Below are 19,660 nucleotides of genomic sequence, written 5' to 3' on the forward strand. Positions count from 1 at the left end.
AGCGCCGATGGTAGTTAGGGGCTGTCCCCTTGTGAGAGTAGGACGTCGCTAGGCTGTTTTAGAAAACATTTATAATATTATTATCGCGGGGTGGAGCACGATCGAATAAGCATCGAGGAGTAATCTTCAGCGCACCGATTGAGCTGCTACTTAATAATCTCTCTGAAATTGGGGCGGTTATACAACCGCAAGCTATTAGCATGATCAATCTTCATAAATACTATTATCGCGGGGTGGAGCAGTTCGGTAGCTCGTCGGGCTCATAACCCGAAGGTCGCAGGTTCAAATCCTGTCCCCGCAATTTGGTCCGGTAGTTCAGTTGGTTAGAATGCCTGCCTGTCACGCAGGAGGTCGCGGGTTCGAGTCCCGTCCGGACCGCCATTATACACAAAGTGTAAGTGCGAAACAATGTTTCGTCTTTTTTTTTGTCCATTTTTATTAACGCTTTTTTGCTCAGTAACAAAAAATCATGTAGACTATACATATAATAGATATTCCTTAGGAACCATCCTAAGGTTTTTTTGTCAGAATAAGAAGAATTAGTTTTCAAACTAAAAATCGTTTTTTCTTTTGAAAACAATTTTAATAGAAGACTGTGGTAAATCTAAATGTCGATTATTATCCTTGTTGATTGCAGCGATAATCAACAGCCAAGTATAACAGCCAAATGAAAAAAGGTGAGTAGTTAATATGACGCAATTTGAGTTTATTTCGAGCCAGCCCGAAGAAACAATGAATTTTTCTAAACGTCTTGCAGAATTTTTAAAGCCAGGTGATGTGATTGCATTAGAGGGTGATCTTGGTGCAGGAAAAACGACGTTTACAAAGGGACTGGCTCTTGGTTTAGATATTAAAAGAAACGTAAATAGCCCTACCTTTACAATTATTAAAGAGTATCAAGGAAGAATGCCTCTTTATCATATGGATGTGTATCGAGTAGAGGATTCATTTGAAGATTTAGGATTTGATGAATACTTTGAAGGAAATGGTATTACTGTTGTTGAATGGGCACATTTAATAGAAGAACAGCTTCCACAAGAATTATTAATGATATCTTTGTTTTTAGGAGAAGATGGGGCAAGGAAAATTGTCGTAACCCCTAAAGGAGAAAGATATGAGGAATTATGTAAGGAGTTTTTTATATGAAGTTGCTTTCAATCGATACGTCTAATTATGCATTAGGAGTGGCTTTATTAGATGGAAACCAAGTGATAGGTGAATATATAACAAATATAAAGAAGAATCATTCTGTACGCGTAATGCCTGCAATTGAAGCATTGATGAAAGACTGTGATATAAAGCCAAGTGATCTATCAAAGATTGTTGTCGCGAAAGGTCCTGGCTCGTATACCGGAGTTCGAATTGGTGTGACTATTGCAAAGACATTAGCATGGACATTGAATATTCCTTTGACAGGCGTTTCAAGCTTAGAAGTATTAGCAGCATCTGCCGGCCGGTATTTCAATGGTGTAATATCCCCAATTTTTGATGCACGCAGAAATCAAATTTATACAGGTCTCTATCAATATGATAAGGGAGAAATAATCACAAAGAGTAAAGATCAGTTAGTGCTATCTAAGGACTGGGCTGCTGAATTGAAAGAAAGAAGTGAAAAGGTCCTTTTGCTTGGGAATGATTTGCCGCTTCATCAAGAAACATTTGAAGAAATAATCGGTGCACAAGCTGTTTTCGCTGAAATAACGGAGCATAATCCACGGCCAGCTGAGCTCGCATTATTGGGCAGGAATAAGGAAGCAGAGGATATTCACTCTTTTGTCCCTAATTATATTCGTCTAGCAGAAGCGGAAGCTAATTGGATTAAAGCGAATAAAGAGAAGATAAGGAAGTAGCAGTATGAATAAGTCTTTAACCTTTCGATTGATGGATATAAATGATGTAGATGACATTCTAAAAATTGAGCATGAATCTTTTACCCTTCCATGGAGCAGGGAGGCATTTCAAAATGAGTTAACGAACAATCAATATGCCTTGTATATCGGCTTAGAAGAAGAGGGAAAAGTCATTGGCTATTGTGGTGTATGGATTGTCTTTGATGAAGCACAAATTACGAATGTTGCCATTTTGCCTGCGTATCGTGGTAGAAAGCTAGGTGAGGCTTTAATGAGGCAAGTGATGGAGATTGCATCGGAAAAAGGGGCGAGGACGATGTCGCTTGAGGTGCGTGTATCCAACTATATTGCCCAATCCCTTTATCGAAAGCTTGGATTTCAAGATGGCGGAATTAGAAAGAATTACTATTCGGATAATCAAGAGGATGCTTTAGTAATGTGGGTGAATTTATGACAAATAAAGATCAGTTTATTATGGGAATTGAAACTAGCTGTGATGAAACAGCAGTTGCAATTATTAAGAATGGAAGAGAAATTGCTGCAAATGTAGTGGCATCACAAATTGAAAGCCATAAACGTTTTGGCGGAGTTGTCCCAGAGATTGCTTCACGTCACCATGTAGAGCAAATTACAATTGTATTAGAAGAAGCGTTAAATCAAGCAAAGATCCGTTATGAAGATTTAAGTGCCATTGCTGTAACAGAAGGACCTGGTTTAGTTGGAGCATTATTAGTGGGGGTAAATGCAGCAAAGGCGGTTGCTTTTGCTCATGGGATTCCATTAGTAGGCGTTCATCATATAGCTGGACATATATATGCAAATCGACTTGTAACGGAAATGACATTTCCTTTGCTCTCACTTGTTGTTTCGGGGGGACATACCGAACTTGTATATATGAAGGAGCACGGTCATTTTGAAGTTATTGGTGAAACAAGGGATGATGCTGCGGGAGAAGCCTATGATAAAGTAGCAAGAACATTAAATCTTCCCTATCCAGGCGGCCCTCATATTGACAGGTTAGCACAAGAAGGTAAACCTTCTATTTCATTGCCTCGTGCATGGCTGGAAGAAGGCTCTTTTGATTTTAGCTTCAGTGGATTAAAGTCAGCAGTTATCAACACAGTCCACAACGCAGAACAAAGAGGCGACAAGATTAAGCCTGAGGATTTGGCAGCAAGCTTTCAACAAAGTGTAATCGATGTACTTGTGACAAAAACAAGTAAGGCTGCAAAAGAGTATCAGGTGAAACAGGTACTATTAGCTGGCGGTGTAGCGGCAAACAAGGGGCTGCGTACGGCTTTACAGGAAGAGTTTATTAAGTTTCCTGAATGTAAGCTCGTTATCCCGCCATTATCCCTATGTACAGACAATGCGGCCATGATTGCTGCAGCAGGAAGTATTTTATTTGAAAAGGGGGTACAATCAACCATGGCTTTGAATGCAAATCCCGGTCTCGATATTACTATCCACAATTAAGGAACAGGTAGGAAAAAGTCCTCATTGAAAAATGAGGACTTTCTTGTGGATAAATAGAAAAATCAGATAATTTTTGTAGATAATGTGGATAAGAAGCTTGTTTCTTGTGGATAATGTGGAAAAGTCTGTGGAAGTCTTTTATTTCAGTCTATAAGATGTGAATACTTTTGTGGATAAAAAAGGAACGAAGGATGTATATATCCCCAGTTCCTTTTTCTTATGAGCGCCTATCGCCTATCAAACTTCAGGTCCCCTCCCTGCGATAAGTCGACATCCATTCACTATCGTTCATTGTGTCTCCTTTATCTCAGTCACGGCTTTCTGCGTTTGTACGGCGATGGCCAAGGCGCTTTCTCTTTTCTTAATCTGCTAGTTCGGTCCATTCTTCGACTAATTCGTCTAATTTTCCCTTAGCCTCATTGTTTTTATTAGTAATCTCCAGCACTTTTTCATGATCTTGATATACTTCAGGTTCACATAATTGCTGCTCATATTCAGATATTAAACCTTCTAATTCTCCGATTTGCTTTTCTACTTCTTCTAATCTTCTTTGGCGCTGCCTTTCAATTTTCTTTGCTTCCTTATCCCGCTGATAGCTGTTTTTTTCCTGATTGGGCTGAGGGGCTGTAGAATTCTTTTGAATGGAATCCAATGCCTTTAGCTCTTCTTGCTCTTGTTTCTTTTCAATATAATAATCATAATCACCGAGGTACTCGGTTGTGCCATCCTTGCTAAGCTCAATCACTTTTGTTGTAATTCGGTTAATAAAATAGCGGTCATGAGAGACGAAAAGAATCGTTCCTGGATAATCAATCAGTGCATTTTCTAATATTTCTTTACTATCTAAGTCAAGATGGTTAGTAGGCTCGTCTAGGATTAAAAAGTTTGCCCTTTGCATCATTAACTTAGCTAGTGCTAACCGAGCCTTTTCTCCTCCACTTAAGGTCGATACATTTTTTAATACATCATCACCGGAAAAGAGGAAATTTCCTAACACGGTTCGAATATCCTTTTCAGGCTTTAATGGATATTCATCCCATAGTTCATTTAAAACTCGCTTATTTGATGATAGTTCAGCCTGTTCTTGATCATAGTATCCAATGAAAACATTTGAACCATGCTGAAAATGACCTGCAATCGGAGACAATTTATCAATGATCGTTTTTAATAGAGTTGATTTTCCAACCCCATTTGGGCCAACAAGGGCAATGCTTTCACCTCTTGTAATGCGGAAGGAAATCCCTTTTGAAATTTCTTCCCCATGATAACCAATAGCAATTGAATCTGCCTTCAATACTTCATTTCCCGATTGTCGATCAATTTGGAAGCCAAAAGAGGCGGATTTTTCATCCCCTAATGGCCTGTCCATTACTTCCATTTTTTCAAGCTGTTTTCTGCGGCTCTGAGCTCTTTTCGTGGTAGATGCACGTGCAAGATTTCGTTGGATGAAATCCTGAAGCTTCGCTACTTCTTCCTGCTGTTTTTCATATTCTTTCATTTCCCGTTCAAAGTTAGCAGCCTTCTGGTCAAGATAGGCACTGTAATTCCCTGTATATTTGCGAATTTGAAGTCTAGAAATTTCGTAAACTTGGGAAACTACTTTATCTAAAAAATAGCGGTCATGCGAGACAATTAATATAGCCCCGTCATATCCCTGTAAATATTGCTCTAACCAGGTTAACGTATCTATATCTAAATGGTTAGTAGGCTCATCGAGGATTAAAATGTCAGGTTTTGTTAATAATAGCTTCCCAAGAGCAAGTCTTGTCTTTTGCCCTCCGCTTAGTGTTGAGATTTTTGTATCGTAGCTAAATGAATGAAAGTTTAATCCGTGGAGGACTGAGCGGATATCAGATTCGTATTGATAGCCGCCTTCCTCTTTGAATTGAACCTGGAGTTTATCGTATTCTGACAATATCCGCTCATATTCCTGCTGATTTCCCATTGCTTTGGGATCAGACATACGTTCTTCAAGTCTTCGCAATTCTCTTTCTTGGGTTTGAAAATGCGCAAACACTGTTAACATTTCATCCCAAATGGATTTATTGGATTCTAGGCCAGTATTTTGAGCTAAATAGCCAATTTTTACTTCCTTAGGTTTAATAATTTCTCCAGAATCGTAAGACATTTGTCCTGCAATAATTTTTAAAAGAGTAGATTTCCCGGCTCCATTACGGCCTACAAGGGCAATTCGATCCCTTGTTTGTACTTCTAGCTTTATATTCGATAAAATAGGATCAGCACCAAAATTTTTCATTAATTGATTTACTTGTAACAAAATCATTTTTTTCACCTCTATATTCTAGAGTTAGTGTAACTCATTCATATATGTTGGGCAATAACCGAAGCTTATTGCGAAAGTGAATGATTGTACAAATTGCATACAAATGGATAAAAATAGTGTATCATTTTGTAGAGAGGTGTATGTACATGACAGATTTTACTCATTTTAATCAAGAGGGCCGAGCAAAAATGGTCGATGTAAGTGATAAGCCTGAAACTGTCCGAACAGCGATTGCTCACTCAAGTATTATAGTAAATAAAGAAATATATGAAAAAATAACTTCGAATAAAATGAAAAAAGGGGACGTTCTTGCAGTTGCTCAAGTAGCAGGAGTAATGGCGTGCAAGAAAACCTGGGAAATCATTCCAATGTGTCATCCGATTCCGTTAACGGGTGTAGATATTTCTTTCTCATGGAAAATTGAACATGAGGAATATATACTATTAATTACCGCATCTGCAAAAACGAAAGGTAATACTGGCGTAGAGATGGAAGCGCTCACAGCGGCGTCTGTTTGTGCTTTGACCGTTTATGATATGTGCAAAGCGGTGGATAAGGGAATGATCATTGGCAGGACGTATTTAGTTGAAAAAACAGGCGGTAAAAATGGAGATTTTAAAAGAGACACTAAATAATGTAGCTTTGGGAGAGTGGATGAATAATGGCGAATGAATCAGTGAAAATTCCGCAAGCAACTGCAAAAAGGCTCCCTTTGTACTATCGATTTCTGAAAAATTTACATTCCTCTGGTAAGCAAAGGGTATCATCTGCTGAGTTAAGTGAGGCTGTAAAGGTTGACTCTGCAACCATCCGCAGGGATTTTTCCTACTTTGGAGCACTAGGGAAAAAGGGGTATGGATATAATGTCAATTATTTGCTTACCTTTTTTCGAAAGACATTAGACCAGGATGAACTGACAAAGGTAGCGTTAATTGGAGTAGGGAATTTAGGTACCGCATTTTTGAATTATAACTTTTTAAAAAATAATAATACAAAAATTGAAGTAGCTTTTGATGTAGATGAAAATAAAGTTGGTACAAAAATTGGGGAAGTGCCTGTTTTCCATATGGATGATTTAGAAAAAGTGATTGAAGAGCATAATATTCAAGTGGCGATATTAACCGTTCCTGCCCCTGTTGCTCAGTCGATCGCTGACCGGATTGTACAGGGAAGTGTTAATGGAATCTTGAACTTTACCCCAGCAAGGCTATCTGTCCCATCGACAATAAGAATTCATCATATTGATTTGGCTGTAGAGCTTCAGTCCCTTATCTATTTCTTAAAGCATTACCCAACAGAGAATGAAAAAGAAGAATAAATCGATAATAATAAATGAGCCTCTCACTTTGGAGGCTCATTATTTTTTAGACTTTTCTTTATTTTAAAATGAAAGGCGACCATTCGCAGACCGCCACCTAAGTCAAAGGTTGCAATGATAATCAGAAATACAGTGAAAATTCCCCAGCCTTGTTCTCTTTGTATATTTTGAATAGCAATGTATGTAAAGAGGAGACCGAGAATAATATAGATAATGCCCGAAAATAAAGGTGACCTTCTCATATAAATCCTCCAATAAAAGATTGTATTTTTTCCATTTTTTCTAGCCAGTTTTCTATAGGCTCCTTATTGAGCTGGAGAATGACAACGAGTGTATTCATTGTTACATGTGCGAAAATCGGTACGATAATCCGCTTTGTTTTTACATACAGAAAAGCAAACGTAAATCCCATAGCGGAATATAAAAGTGTATGCTCAATCTCTGCATGTGCAAGGGAAAAGATGACAGAACTGATTAGTGCTGATAAAAAGAAATTCAATCGCTTATGCAGTGATCCGAAAATAATTTTTCGAAAAACGACTTCTTCCAATATTGGGCCAATAATGGAACTGACAATGATTACGGCTGGAAAGGTTTGAATAAGCATTAGGATGTCTTGTGTATTTTCGGACCCCATTTCAATGCCGATCATGCTTTCGATACTTGCAGCCATTATTTGGGCAAAATAGGCTAGGAAGATTCCGCCAAAGGCCCATGCGATAGATGTTGGGACAGAAGCAGAATCCTGTAATTCCCGGACTGATTTCATTTCTTTCCTTAATAGCACAAGAGTAATAATTAAGGTAATTGAAAAGCTAATGACAATCCAATAGGGAACGGAAAGCATTTGCATGTCTTCAGGGCTCTTGCCAAAAAAACCACCAGCAAACATGAGAAGTGGTACACCTAGTATGCTTGAAAATTGCATGATTATATATGCAATAAGAATGATCCAGTATTCTTTTTTCAATGTATTGTCTCCTTCTATTAGGTTGGTTGGCCGAGATGATACTCACTCGATTCTATACCATCTTTCATTTTACTCATAATTAGGTCCTAGTTTCAAATGGAACAGTTCGATAGTCATAACTATTGCAAAATAATACGATGACGGGTGCAAATTTCTGCTGCAAATATTTTTTGTAAAAAATTGAGCTTTCGCCCTTGCAAATAGAGTCCGTTTTCTTTAATATAATAATTGTGTTAGCACTCAGATGGATAGAGTGCTAATAAAAAATATTACATATAAATTGAGGAGGTTGTTTCACTTGTTAAAGCCACTAGGTGATCGAATTATTATCGAGCTTGTTGAAACTGAAGAAAAAACTGCAAGCGGCATCGTTTTGCCGGACACTGCTAAAGAAAAGCCTCAAGAAGGTAAAGTTGTAGCTGTAGGTACTGGCCGCGTTCTTGAAAATGGTGAGCGTGTAGCCCTTGAAGTTGCAGACGGCGACCGTATCATCTTCTCAAAATATGCTGGAACAGAAGTGAAATACGAAGGCAAAGAATACTTGATTTTACGCGAAAATGATATTCTTGCTATTATTGGTAAATAAACAAAACGCAAATAGATTCTAAAAGATAATTTTTCATAATTTTAGAGGAGGTTTTTACAAATGGCAAAAGAGATCAAATTTAGTGAAGATGCTCGCCGCGCTATGCTTCGCGGTGTTGATACACTTGCAGATGCAGTAAAAGTAACTCTTGGACCAAAAGGACGCAACGTGGTTCTTGAGAAAAAATTCGGTTCTCCATTAATCACAAATGACGGAGTAACAATTGCGAAAGAAATCGAATTAGAAGATGCTTTTGAAAATATGGGAGCAAAGCTTGTTGCTGAAGTAGCAAGCAAGACTAACGATGTTGCTGGTGATGGTACAACAACTGCAACTGTACTTGCTCAAGCGATGATTCGTGAAGGACTTAAAAACGTAACTGCTGGTGCAAACCCAATGGGCATTCGCAAAGGAATTGAAAAAGCAGTTGCCACTGCAGTTAAAGAATTACAAGCAATTTCTAAACCAATTGAAAACAAAGAATCAATTGCACAGGTTGCTGCAATTTCTGCTGCTGATGAAGAGGTAGGACAATTAATTGCTGAAGCAATGGAACGCGTTGGCAACGACGGCGTTATTACCATTGAAGAATCCAAAGGCTTCACTACTGAACTAGATGTAGTAGAAGGTATGCAATTCGACCGTGGATATGCTTCTGCATATATGGTAACAGATACAGAAAAAATGGAAGCGGTTCTAGAGAATCCTTACATTTTAATTACTGATAAGAAAATTTCAAGTATTCAAGAAGTATTGCCTGTTCTTGAGCAAGTTGTTCAACAAGGCAAGCCACTATTATTAGTTGCTGAGGATGTTGAAGGGGAAGCTCTTTCTACATTAGTAGTAAACAAACTTCGCGGAACATTCAATGCTGTTGCTGTTAAAGCTCCAGGCTTCGGTGACCGTCGTAAAGCTATGCTTGAAGACATCGCTATCTTAACTGGCGGAGAAGTAATCACAGAAGAATTAGGCCGTGATCTTAAATCTGCTACAATCGATTCTCTTGGACGCGCTTCTAAAGTTGTCGTTACAAAAGAAAATACAACAATTGTTGAAGGTGCTGGAGACAGTGCACAAATCGCTGGTCGTGTAAACCAAATCCGTGTTCAAATGGAAGAAACAACTTCTGAATTTGACCGTGAAAAATTACAAGAACGCTTAGCTAAATTAGCTGGCGGTGTGGCAGTCGTTAAAGTTGGTGCTGCTACTGAAACGGAACTAAAAGAACGCAAGCTTCGCATCGAAGACGCTCTAAACTCTACACGCGCTGCTGTAGAAGAAGGTATCGTTTCTGGTGGTGGAGTTGCCCTTCTAAACGTATACAATAAAGTAGCTGCTCTTGAAGCTGAAGGTGACGTTGCTACAGGTATCAACATTGTCTTACGTGCAATGGAAGAGCCAGTACGCACAATCGCTCACAATGCAGGCCTAGAAGGATCTGTTGTTGTTGACCGCTTAAAGCGCGAAGAAATCGGCACAGGCTTCAACGCTGCTACAAACGAGTGGGTAAACATGGTTGAAGCTGGTATCGTTGACCCAACTAAGGTTACTCGTTCAGCTCTTCAAAACGCAGCATCTGTTGCGGCTATGTTCTTAACAACTGAAGCAGTTGTTGCTGACAAGCCAGAACCAGCTGCACCTGCAATGCCTGACATGGGTGGAATGGGCGGAATGGGTGGAATGATGTAAGGTTTTAAGCCAAACATCTGAGAAATAGTTCTGCTATTTTTCAACCATTTTGTGAACTAGTCATGTAAATAAATTTATAGCAATTGCAAAAACCACTTCCTATTAACATTAGGGAGTGGTTTTTTGGTTTTTAAAATTTGCATATTAAGCAAGGTGTATGTAAGGAAATTAAAGACTACTGTCTTGACTACTTTTCATATTTTTACCACTTCTTTATAATTCAAATTGAAGTTTTTTCTAAAGAAGTGGTTAGAGCTAATTGAATATAAGTAATACATGATTTTAAACACAGAGCTAGTTTTTCATTCTTTACAACAGAAGCTGTCGCCGGTAAAAGTAATAGATGCGATTGAAGGATTAACCGATCATTCGCAGTATTAATGGATGGAAATTGTTTGGTTCGTGAAATTAATAACTTTATAAATAAATAATGCTATTAAATATTTTTTAAATAATAAATCAAGGAAAAAACCTCCGGGTCATGGGATCAATAAGTTATTTGAGCGATTTAATATGGGAAATAAACAAAAATAGGCAATAATGGGTCAGGATTTGGCGTTGCAATATCAAAAAGAAAAGTTGCAGAGGAGTTGAATCGCATGGCAAGTATTGAACAATTGCAAAAAATAAACACACCAGCCCATCAGGTATACTTTGCATTAACAACGAAGGAAGGTTTGTCTGAAGTATGGACAAAGGATCTGAAAGTGGAAGCGGTCGTAGGAAAGGTGAATGAGTTTCGCTTTGGTCCTAATGATACAGCCAAACTGAAAGTCATTGAGCTTATTCCAGACAAGCGGGTCAGCTGGGAATGCGTGGACGCTGATACCGAACCGGAATGGATCGGGACTACAATCACATTTGAATTAACTGAATCTAACGGCACCACAAAGGTTGATTTTAGCCATGCCCAGTGGAAGGAAATTACGTCATGTTACAAGTTTTGCAATTACAACTGGGCGATGTTTTTGCTGAGCTTGAAGCAGTACTGTGAGCTTGGGAAAGGCACACCTTACCAAGAAAGAACTTTTTAGGGAAGAAGCGTTCCTGGAATTTTCGGAAAGAACGAATATACAGCCTCTGTTTAATGATTATGTAACACTCGAGTGCTTTTCTTCAATATCACAAATAATAAATATGCCAAATTTTATATTCAAAAAATATACTGCCATGAACAGCATTTTTTAATTGCCGAAAACAAGATAAAAGAGCAGAGAATTTTAAAAGTATAGCAAAAGGGTCAGTCCCCCGCTGAGTTAAATCAGTGGGGAACTGATCCTTTATTTCCTGGATATCTGTTAAGGCACTTTCGCTATCCTCATGTCTAGTCTACCAGTTCCCACACATCACTTTTGCCGGGTGTTTCACCAAGTGTCCACCATTTGGCTTTATATGTTTTGCCGTCGTATGTGACGAGATCTCCGGCTGTATAGGCGGCAGTGCTGCTCCATGCTTCAACTGGAGCGGGATTACCAGCGGCTTCGCCTTTTTTCCATGCATCACTGGAGCTAGGTTTTTCACCAAGTGTCCACCATTTCGCAGTATAGACATATCCGTTATAAAGGACCCGTTGTCCGGCGATATATACTTTGTTCTTATCCCAATCAGTTACAAAGTGAAAGATTGGAGAATCTGGTGTAGTCCCATTTTTAAATTCCTTACTAATTGCTGAAAGTAACGTGAATTGACGGTCTGATGATAATTCCCAAATCATTGCGCCGCCAAGACCAAGGTTTTCAATATAGGCTACTTTCGCTGCAATGGACTCTGCATCATCGTATGTGACGAATTGTTTATTTGCTGCATTGTAGAGGTAAGGGACCTGTGCAGCATCGTTCCAATACCGTTGATAGCCATTCTTATTGACGTAATTTGCTACTAAATCATCAAATTCTAATGCGCCTGCTTCCCATGTGCCCGTACCGGCTCCTTCACATGCTAAATACCCGCCATTGTTTGCATCACCATTACAGTTCGCCCAAGACTTCCCGTAGAAAGGGAGGCCCATGACTAGTTTTTTAGCTGGTACACCATTTTCTAAATGGCCTTTGATAGCCGTTGCTACATCTGCCCCGACGTTATCAACACCTGCGTTTGCTGCCTGATAATCACCGAATAATGGTGCGTTATGTCCGCTAGTAGACTGCCAAGTACCACTGAAATCGTAGGTCATAATGTTAATGAAGTCAACTGTCTCGGCGATTTTATCCAATTCATTGTTCTTAGGATAGGACAGACCCGCACTTGAAGCAATGGTTAATAGATATTTCTTGCCGTCTTCTTTCCCGGCTTTATCCAATGCTTTTCTAATATCTTGTAAAAGTAATGTATGATTTTGCTTATCTTCAGGGCGTTGACTATTGCCCTCCATTCCGCCAGATACCGGGTATTCCCAGTCAATATCTACACCATCCATTTTAAATTGACGAACGAAATCAACTGCCGAATTAGCAAAGTTTTTTCTCAATTGCGGATCTGCAGCAACATCAGAGAAGCGATTAGACCATGACCAGCCACCTACCGAAATCAATGTTTTGAGGTGTGGATTTTCTACTTTCAATTGTGCAAGTTTACCAAGGTTGCCGTAAATCTTGTTAACCCCGCCATTAAAGCTTCCTTCCCAGTCGCTCTGTGCATCAATCCATGGGTCACCAAGCACAATAGAGCCATTAGGAATATCTTTTGGAGCAGTCCCATCACCTTTATCACAAACCTCTTTTGCTGGATTGCCATGAATGCCATCAAAACAAATATCAGCGAAAGCATAGTTTATATGTGTCAATTTTGTTGGGTCTAAATCTTCAACTTGGAAATCTCTCCCGTAGGAACCCCATGAGATAAAGTACCCAACAACCTTATAGTCATCTTTAGTGGCTGCCTTAGCATTTGCCGGTGAGAAAACCGGCATTAAAGACAAGATTAAGAGCATGCATAAAGCGATAAGTGATGCTTTTTTACGATTTACGAAAGCTATTGTCATTAAATATACCTCCTTAGGTAAAAGTAAATAGATTGCCATTTTTTGTTCTTAAAAAAGAACGATTAGACATAACAGAGTTCGACCTAAAGGCGATAAACCTACTCTAGGATGGAAACGGACATTCTAAAGACTAAAAAATCCTTATTTCATCTACCACATACCTCCTAAAATCATTTTGTAGAAAATATGAAACTCCGTTTCACGTAAACTACATTGTATAAACAATAAGAGAGATTGATTGGAATTTCAACTATAATTTTAAATATTATGAAAATTTAGGTAATTAGGACTATATGTATGATCGGTTTTACTTTTGTCACTGTCTTCAGTCTTGTAATTGGATTAGCAAGTGGAATGATCATGGGAAAGTTAATGTTTTTGCTCTCAAATAATATTTTACAGTTTGAAGTGTCGCTTACGATTGTCTATCTCAAGCGTAAGTATGACTAAGAGGATTCATGATTTATTCGAGCGATGCACGAGTTTTGGCAAGAGGTGCTCTGTGTTTTAGAATGTGTGCCAAAAATTTCTTGACCGTTATATCGACTGCTGATATAATTTGTATATCAACATCCGATATAACGGTTTACGATAGGTGGTGTAAAGATGGAGGAAAAAGCTCCATTAACAGAAGGGGTATATTATATTCTTTTATCTCTGTATGAACCTAGGCATGGGTATGGAATTATGCAGTTTGTTTCTGAGCTGAGTAATGGCCGTGTTGTGCTTGGAGCGGGAACCATTTATGGAGCGATTAAAACATTAGTTAATAAAAAATGGATTGTTCCACTGGATGAGGACGGGCGAAAAAAAGAATACATGATTACAGATACTGGTAAAAGGGTAGTTAAATATGAAGTCAAAAGACTTTCTGAGCTGTATAACAATGGGTTGATGATTGCGAAGGGAGAGGACTTATCATGAGGAAAGTATTGTATCGCTTTTTTGTGGATTTTGAAAAAGAAGAAAAATGGGTTAATGAAATGGGCGCGCAAGGCTGGCATTTAGAGAAATATTCTTTCGCACGCTTTTCATTTACAAAGGGAGAACCAGGGGAATTTATTTACCGCAACGAATTTATTAGTGGGATGTCTTCGGCTGACAAAAAGGATTACTTTGAATTTTTGAAGGATAGCGGGATTTCAATTATTAATGAAATGGGTAGCTGGGTATACATGAAAAAGGCAGCTGCTGATGGGCCATTTGAGATATACACCGATACAAAGTCAAAAATCTCCTATTATAAACGCATGTTAAATATTTTTGCTTTACTCTTTTTCATTAATGCTTGGATGGGGATTGCAAACATAAGTATTTTTGGGGATAAAACAAGTCTCGAATTCGTTAATCAAAGCGCCGGGGTTTTTAATATCGCTGCAGCAACACTAATCGCATTCCCAATTTTAAAAATAATAAAGTGCAAAAGGTCGTTAGAGAAAGACCAGCAGTTCTTTGAGTAACTGTAAGAAATCATTCTCGAATCCATTTAAAATTAGTGGAAAATTGCATATTGAGCTAAATTAACGGAGGCTTCTCATGAGTTCAGTGAACTTTTGAAAAGTCCTTTTTTATTTTTTTTTGGACACGTTGGAGTACTATTTTTCGTAATCTGATCATCGGCATGACCAAGCCTGTCCGTGAGTTGCCTGAGTGATACACAAGATTCAGCCAGATTCGAGGTATGAAGAAATGCCAAATCTTCTTTATACTGAATTTGAATTATATCTTGATGCAACATTCACTATAAAATTTACAATAAATTTATTATTAGCTTATATGATCTTAACAATTTTTCTCTATTCTAAGTGATAGATGGTTTATACAAAGGGGCGTTTGAATGACAATCGAATCGATTTTCTCAGTTAACCGGATTATAGCAGCGTCACAATTAAAAGATATAGAAATAGCAGAGAAATCACTTTGTTCAGCTATTATTTTAATGAATGCTAAACTATCTGAATTAATGCATTTGCCAAAAGTCCAAAAGCCATTATTCATACATATTGATCTTTTAAAAGGGCTGAAGAATGATAAAGATGGAATTACTTTTCTTAAACATGTGTTACAACCAACTGGGATTGTTACGACAAAAGGGAATGTAATAGAAGCAGCAAAAAAGGAAGGCTTACTTACCATCCAGCGTATTTTTTTAATAGATTCTAATTCACTGAAGACAGCCATTCAAAATATTAAAGATAATCGACCGGATGCCATTGAGGTAATGCCAGGGATTGCTCCTTCCATTGTTAAGACTTTAAAGCAAGAGCTTGATATTCCAATTATTTTAGCGGGTTTAATATCAACAAAAGAGGCGATGCTGCAGGCGTTTAATGCTGGAGCTGAGGCTGTTTCCTTAAGTAATCAGCTGCTTTGGAGTGAAACACCGAAGGCGGTTATTAAAAGCATATAAATTTTATAAGGACTTGGGTGGAGACCATAGAAAACCCATTTGTTCCCCATTTGTTAGTGTATTTGGCATGAGAATTTTTGTCAAATAAAGGGAGTAAATGTGTTTGCTATTGTCTCCCTTTTTTGTCTACAGGGAAAGGAGGTACTAAACATTTTATTGAGTAATAGTTTTAACTAAGTGCGAGTTATCCGGAAATACGAAATTAGATCTACTAATGAATATACCAAAGTCTTTCACATTAGAAAGGAGAAATATTTATGAAACGTATTTCCATTTTATTAAGTGTCATCGTTTTAATGTTTGGTATTCTAGCAGGATGCAGCAGCAGTGCATCTGAAAGGTCGGGTGATGCAGATTCAAACAGCGAGACAATCGATTTAACTTGGTATTATCCAGTCAATGTAGGCGGAGCGATAACAGAGGTTATTGATCAATATGCTAAAGACTTTAATCATGCAGGAATTAAAGTAAATGGAAAAAAAGTATCAGTTACACCAGTATATAGCGGCAACTATGATGAAACGATGACGAAAGTTCAAACAGCTATTAAAAATGGAAAATCTCCAGACTTATCTGTTCAATTATCTGTTGATCTATTCCAAATAAAAAATTCTATCATTCCTTTAGATGACTTTATTAAGAATGATTCTGAAGCCCAAGAAATGGTAGATGACTTTTTTCCCGGCTTTATGAAAAATGCACAGACGGATGGAAAGACGTGGTCCATTCCATTCCAAAGAAGTACGGTCATTTTATACTATAACAAAGACATGTTTAAAGAAGCCGGATTGGATCCAGAAGCACCACCTACAACTTGGGAAGAAGTAATTGAATATGGGAAAAAACTGACCAAAAAAGGTCAGTGGGGGATTGAATTACCGGCTACTGTTAGTGGTTACTGGATTTACCAAGCACTATATTTACAAAATAGTGAGAGTAATATGATGAGTGATGATGGAAAAGAAGTGTATTTAAATACAGATGAAGCAAAGGAAGCTCTTCAGTATTGGGTTGATTTAAATAATAAACATAAAATTATGCCAGAGGGGGTACTGGATTGGTCTACTGTACCAACCGACTTTATTGAAGGGAAGACGGCAATGATGCTGTCAACTACAGGTAACTTAACAAATGTAAAAAATAATGCGAACTTTGACTTTGGTGTAGCATTTTTACCTGGAAATAAGCGTGTGGCTACTCCAACTGGAGGCGGTAACTTCTATATATTTAAGGATACATCTGAAGAAAGACAACAAGCAGCTTTTGAATTTATAAAATGGATAACTGAACCAACGCGTGCAGCTGAATGGAGTATGAATACCGGATATATTGCTACTCGCCAATCAAGCTATGAAACAGAAGCATTAAAGGAATACGTAGGGGCATTTCCACAAGCTAAAGTTGCCATGGAGCAGATCGAATTTGCAAATAAAGAAATTTCGGTCTATGAGCAAGGTAAAATTCAAAAAATTATTCATGATGCCTTACAGGCAGCCATTAATGGTGCTGATGTGAATGAAACATTAGACAAGGCTCAAGCGGAGGCGGAAGCAACTTTAAAAGCATATCAATAAACGATGTCGTGAGGTGAAGGATTTGAGGAGAAGTAATATTGTCAAAGAAAATTTGACTGCTTGGGTTTTCCTCCTTCCATCCCTCATTTTTCTTGTCATGTTTACTTTATATCCGATTTTGAGTACATTCATTTCAAGTTTTTATAAATCGGATTTATCGACGATAGAACCAATATTTATAGGGTTCGATAATTATACAATCATGATGAAAGATGAGGTATTTCGGAAGGCGTTTATCAATAACGTTTGGTTCACTATTGGTACTGTTCCGACAAGTGTATGTTTAGGCTTATTACTAGCAATATTAGTAAATCGGACTTTTGTTGGAAAAGCATTGTCTAGAGTGTTTTTCTTTTATCCAGTTGTTATTCCAATGGTTGCAGTATCTTTTATTTGGTTGTTCTTCTACACACCAGATTATGGGATGATTAATTCGATTTTGAAGCTTATTGGATTTGAAGAATTAAACTTATTAGGTAATTCAGATACAGCGCTTTTGTCAATTATTATGATGGTTATTTGGAAGGAAGCAGGCTTCTTTATGATTTTTTATTTAGCCGCTTTGCAAAACATTCCAAAAGATTTAATTGAAGCTGCACGTATGGATGGTGCTTCAAAATGGAGACAATTCCGCAGTGTGATCTTTCCTTTATTAATGCCAACGACTTTATTTTCAACCATTATAGCGACAACGAATGCATTTAAAACAGTGGATCAGCTAGTAGTTATGACACAAGGTGGTCCAAATAATGCAAGTAACCTGCTGCTTTATTACATCTATGAAAATACATTCCGTTTTATGGATTATGGAAGGGCAGCGACAGTAACTGTGATTGTATTAATGATCATGGTTAGTATTGCAGCTATTCAATTTTTCACTACAGATAAAAAAATTCATTATAGTTAAGGTGGGAGTTCATTGAATCGGCTCATATCAATTTCTACATATATATTAGCACTTTTATGGGCACTCCCATTTTTAGGTATTGTTTATATGGCCTTTAAAGACGCAAGTGAACAGGGATATTCTCTTACTTTTAGAAACTTTATTGATGCTTGGAATGCGGCACCTTTTGGTCAATATTATTTGAACACAATAATTATTGTAATAGCCATTTTGTGTGTACAGCTTATAACAATTACATTAGCTGCGTATGCTTTTGCCAGAATGAATTTCGTTGCCAAAGGTTTTACTTTTATGCTAATTCTAATTCAAATTATGATCCCAAGTGATGTTTTAATATTTCCAAACTCCAATACAATCGCACAACTAGGAATATACGATACTAAATTAGCAATTACGATCCCCTACTTCATTTCTGCATTTGGTATTTTTTTATTAAGACAAACGTTTAAAGGAATTCCTTATGAACTTGAGGAAGCAGCAAAGATGGAAGGGTGTAATCGTCTGCAAATTATTCGGAACGTATATATCCCATTAGCAAAACCGACATACCTTGCATTTGGGTTAATTTCAGTTAGTACGCAGTGGAGTAATTTCTTATGGCCACTGATTATAACAGATTCAGATGAGAATCGTCCGTTAACAGTCGGACTATCCATGTTTGCAAAAGCTAGTGATTCAGGAGCTCAGTGGGGGATTGTATGTGCTGGTACATTATTCATTATCTTTCCTTTATTGTTGGCCTTCTTACTCTTTCAAAAGCAATTCGTTTCAAGTTTTATGCAATCAGGCATCAAGTAAAACTAATTTTTATATTGGAGGAAGTATAGTGAAATTTTCTATCTCAACATATACTTTATTTTCCCAACCAATAGATAAAGCAATCACACAGTTGGTGAAAGGTGGATGGAAGTCGATTGAACTTATGGGTGAGGGAGAACACCATGGAGAACGGTTACTAGAAATGGATGATTCAAAACTTATGAGTATTGCACAATTTGCTAAAGAGAATGAGGTATCTTTTGGTTTTCATTTACCAATTAAACATTTTAATCCAGCATTAGTAGATAGAACAACTGAAGAGCTATGGAATAACTGTTTGCGAATTGTCCGTATCCTTGAAATGAATTATGTATTACTTCATCCTGGTTTAAATCCTTCAGTAGAAGATGGGATCGATTCAACTTCTCGATATATAACAGAAATGCTTAAAAACTTACCTAAACAGACAAAGCTTGCCATTGAAAATGTCCCTCTTGCTGAAAATGTAATTGGCTCATCGATTGATCAGCTAAATACAATCATTCAAAAAGTAAATGATAGCCGAGTGTCCATCATGTTAGATACAGGTCATTGCTATATGAATAGTCAAGATGCAATTCTTCAGGAATGCAGGAAAGCGCATAACCATCTTTTCGGCATACATATCAATGATAATCATGGAATCAGTGATGAACATCTTGCAATTGGAGAAGGGGATATCCCTTTTAAACAATTGCTTCAAGAATGTAAAGAAAAGGACTATGTATATGTATTAGAAACAAATTCTGTAGAAAGGGCAGAGAGATCAAGACGTGAAATAGCGCAATTTTTAAGATAGTCCCTTTACAGAATAGAAG

21 protein-coding genes and 2 tRNA genes are annotated in these 19,660 nt (G+C 37.6%); 19 read left to right on the plus strand and 4 right to left on the minus strand.

The genetic code is table 11. The features are described 5' to 3' along the window. Positions 1-227: 227 nt before the first annotated feature. The 6 genes from RUH74_RS16050 to tsaD all read left to right on the plus strand — a co-directional run bounded on the left by RUH74_RS16050 (position 228) and on the right by tsaD (position 3,326). Positions 228-301 (plus strand) — tRNA-Met (locus tag RUH74_RS16050). Between the two features lie 3 nt (positions 302-304). Then, a tRNA-Asp gene (locus tag RUH74_RS16055) sits at positions 305-381 on the plus strand. A gap of 309 nt (positions 382-690) precedes the next feature. Beyond that, positions 691-1,146 carry a tRNA (adenosine(37)-N6)-threonylcarbamoyltransferase complex ATPase subunit type 1 TsaE gene (gene tsaE / locus RUH74_RS16060; protein WP_313801763.1) on the plus strand — a complete coding sequence of 152 codons (456 nt, stop codon included), beginning with the start codon at positions 691-693 and terminating at the stop codon, positions 1,144-1,146. Continuing rightward, the gene (gene tsaB, locus RUH74_RS16065) at positions 1,143-1,850 is read left to right on the plus strand and encodes a tRNA (adenosine(37)-N6)-threonylcarbamoyltransferase complex dimerization subunit type 1 TsaB (protein WP_313801765.1); all 708 of its coding nucleotides are present in this window, start codon (positions 1,143-1,145) and stop codon (positions 1,848-1,850) included. Before tsaE ends, tsaB begins: the two co-directional genes overlap by 4 nt. 4 nt (positions 1,851-1,854) lie before the next feature. Continuing rightward, the gene (rimI, locus tag RUH74_RS16070) at positions 1,855-2,304 is read left to right on the plus strand and encodes a ribosomal protein S18-alanine N-acetyltransferase (RefSeq protein ID WP_313801767.1); all 450 of its coding nucleotides are present in this window, start codon (positions 1,855-1,857) and stop codon (positions 2,302-2,304) included. Continuing rightward, the gene (gene tsaD, locus RUH74_RS16075; RefSeq protein ID WP_313801769.1) at positions 2,301-3,326 is read left to right on the plus strand and encodes a tRNA (adenosine(37)-N6)-threonylcarbamoyltransferase complex transferase subunit TsaD; all 1,026 of its coding nucleotides are present in this window, start codon (positions 2,301-2,303) and stop codon (positions 3,324-3,326) included. Before rimI ends, tsaD begins: the two co-directional genes overlap by 4 nt. A gap of 361 nt (positions 3,327-3,687) precedes the next feature. On the opposite strand, the gene RUH74_RS16080 is transcribed toward tsaD, so the two are convergent. After that, entirely contained in the window at positions 3,688-5,610 is a 1,923-nt protein-coding gene (locus tag RUH74_RS16080; protein WP_313801771.1) for an ABC-F family ATP-binding cassette domain-containing protein, read from the minus strand. 146 nt (positions 5,611-5,756) lie between these two features. Between RUH74_RS16080 and moaC the strand changes: the two genes are divergently transcribed. Next, positions 5,757-6,245: a cyclic pyranopterin monophosphate synthase MoaC gene (gene moaC / locus RUH74_RS16085; RefSeq protein ID WP_313801773.1), complete on the plus strand. Its 489-nt coding sequence runs from the start codon at positions 5,757-5,759 to the stop codon at positions 6,243-6,245. A 26-nt stretch (positions 6,246-6,271) separates the two neighbouring features. Continuing rightward, complete coding sequence (locus RUH74_RS16090; protein WP_313801774.1) at positions 6,272-6,928, plus strand: redox-sensing transcriptional repressor Rex; 657 nt, start codon at positions 6,272-6,274, stop codon at positions 6,926-6,928. A 23-nt stretch (positions 6,929-6,951) separates the two neighbouring features. Here the strand turns inward: RUH74_RS16090 and RUH74_RS16095 are convergent, their stop codons facing one another. Further along, a complete protein-coding gene (locus RUH74_RS16095) occupies positions 6,952-7,170 on the minus strand; it encodes a YdiK family protein (protein WP_313801776.1) in 219 nt (72 codons plus the stop codon). Then, on the minus strand, positions 7,167-7,898 hold the full coding sequence (locus RUH74_RS16100; protein ID WP_313801778.1) for a CPBP family intramembrane glutamic endopeptidase: 732 nt from the start codon (positions 7,896-7,898) through the stop codon (positions 7,167-7,169). Before RUH74_RS16100 ends, RUH74_RS16095 begins: the two co-directional genes overlap by 4 nt. A gap of 298 nt (positions 7,899-8,196) precedes the next feature. Between RUH74_RS16100 and groES the strand changes: the two genes are divergently transcribed. The 3 genes from groES to RUH74_RS16115 all read left to right on the plus strand — a co-directional run bounded on the left by groES (position 8,197) and on the right by RUH74_RS16115 (position 11,207). Next, the gene (gene groES, locus RUH74_RS16105) at positions 8,197-8,484 is read left to right on the plus strand and encodes a co-chaperone GroES (protein ID WP_313801780.1); all 288 of its coding nucleotides are present in this window, start codon (positions 8,197-8,199) and stop codon (positions 8,482-8,484) included. Between the two features lie 60 nt (positions 8,485-8,544). Next, positions 8,545-10,173, plus strand: coding sequence for a chaperonin GroEL (gene groL, locus RUH74_RS16110; RefSeq protein WP_313801782.1), 1,629 nt, complete (start codon positions 8,545-8,547; stop codon positions 10,171-10,173). A gap of 599 nt (positions 10,174-10,772) precedes the next feature. Continuing rightward, the gene (locus RUH74_RS16115; RefSeq protein ID WP_313801784.1) at positions 10,773-11,207 is read left to right on the plus strand and encodes an SRPBCC family protein; all 435 of its coding nucleotides are present in this window, start codon (positions 10,773-10,775) and stop codon (positions 11,205-11,207) included. A gap of 290 nt (positions 11,208-11,497) precedes the next feature. On the opposite strand, the gene RUH74_RS16120 is transcribed toward RUH74_RS16115, so the two are convergent. Next, a complete protein-coding gene (locus tag RUH74_RS16120) occupies positions 11,498-13,153 on the minus strand; it encodes a glycosyl hydrolase family 18 protein (RefSeq protein ID WP_313801786.1) in 1,656 nt (551 codons plus the stop codon). 297 nt (positions 13,154-13,450) lie between these two features. On the opposite strand from RUH74_RS16120, the gene RUH74_RS16125 reads away from it, so the two are divergent. The 8 genes from RUH74_RS16125 (at position 13,451) to RUH74_RS16160 (ending at position 19,641) form a co-directional block, all read left to right on the plus strand. After that, entirely contained in the window at positions 13,451-13,603 is a 153-nt protein-coding gene (locus RUH74_RS16125; RefSeq protein ID WP_313801788.1) for a hypothetical protein, read from the plus strand. Between the two features lie 156 nt (positions 13,604-13,759). Beyond that, entirely contained in the window at positions 13,760-14,077 is a 318-nt protein-coding gene (locus RUH74_RS16130) for a PadR family transcriptional regulator (RefSeq protein WP_313801790.1), read from the plus strand. Further along, on the plus strand, positions 14,074-14,613 hold the full coding sequence (locus tag RUH74_RS16135) for a DUF2812 domain-containing protein (protein WP_313801792.1): 540 nt from the start codon (positions 14,074-14,076) through the stop codon (positions 14,611-14,613). The genes RUH74_RS16130 and RUH74_RS16135 overlap by 4 nt, the downstream gene beginning before the upstream one ends. A gap of 377 nt (positions 14,614-14,990) precedes the next feature. After that, entirely contained in the window at positions 14,991-15,563 is a 573-nt protein-coding gene (locus RUH74_RS16140) for a glycerol-3-phosphate responsive antiterminator (RefSeq protein ID WP_313801794.1), read from the plus strand. Positions 15,564-15,820: 257 nt separating this feature from the next. Continuing rightward, positions 15,821-17,137, plus strand: a complete 1,317-nt coding sequence (locus tag RUH74_RS16145; RefSeq protein ID WP_313801796.1) for an ABC transporter substrate-binding protein — start codon at positions 15,821-15,823, stop codon at positions 17,135-17,137. Between the two features lie 22 nt (positions 17,138-17,159). Continuing rightward, positions 17,160-18,044, plus strand: coding sequence for a carbohydrate ABC transporter permease (locus RUH74_RS16150; RefSeq protein ID WP_313801798.1), 885 nt, complete (start codon positions 17,160-17,162; stop codon positions 18,042-18,044). Between the two features lie 12 nt (positions 18,045-18,056). Beyond that, positions 18,057-18,842 carry a carbohydrate ABC transporter permease gene (locus tag RUH74_RS16155; RefSeq protein WP_313801800.1) on the plus strand — a complete coding sequence of 262 codons (786 nt, stop codon included), beginning with the start codon at positions 18,057-18,059 and terminating at the stop codon, positions 18,840-18,842. 28 nt (positions 18,843-18,870) lie between these two features. Then, the gene (locus RUH74_RS16160) at positions 18,871-19,641 is read left to right on the plus strand and encodes a sugar phosphate isomerase/epimerase family protein (RefSeq protein ID WP_313801802.1); all 771 of its coding nucleotides are present in this window, start codon (positions 18,871-18,873) and stop codon (positions 19,639-19,641) included. Positions 19,642-19,660 lie beyond the last annotated feature (19 nt).

Source organism: Cytobacillus sp. (assembly GCF_032154635.1).
In the GTDB taxonomy this organism is placed as follows: domain Bacteria; phylum Bacillota; class Bacilli; order Bacillales; family Cytobacillaceae; genus Cytobacillus.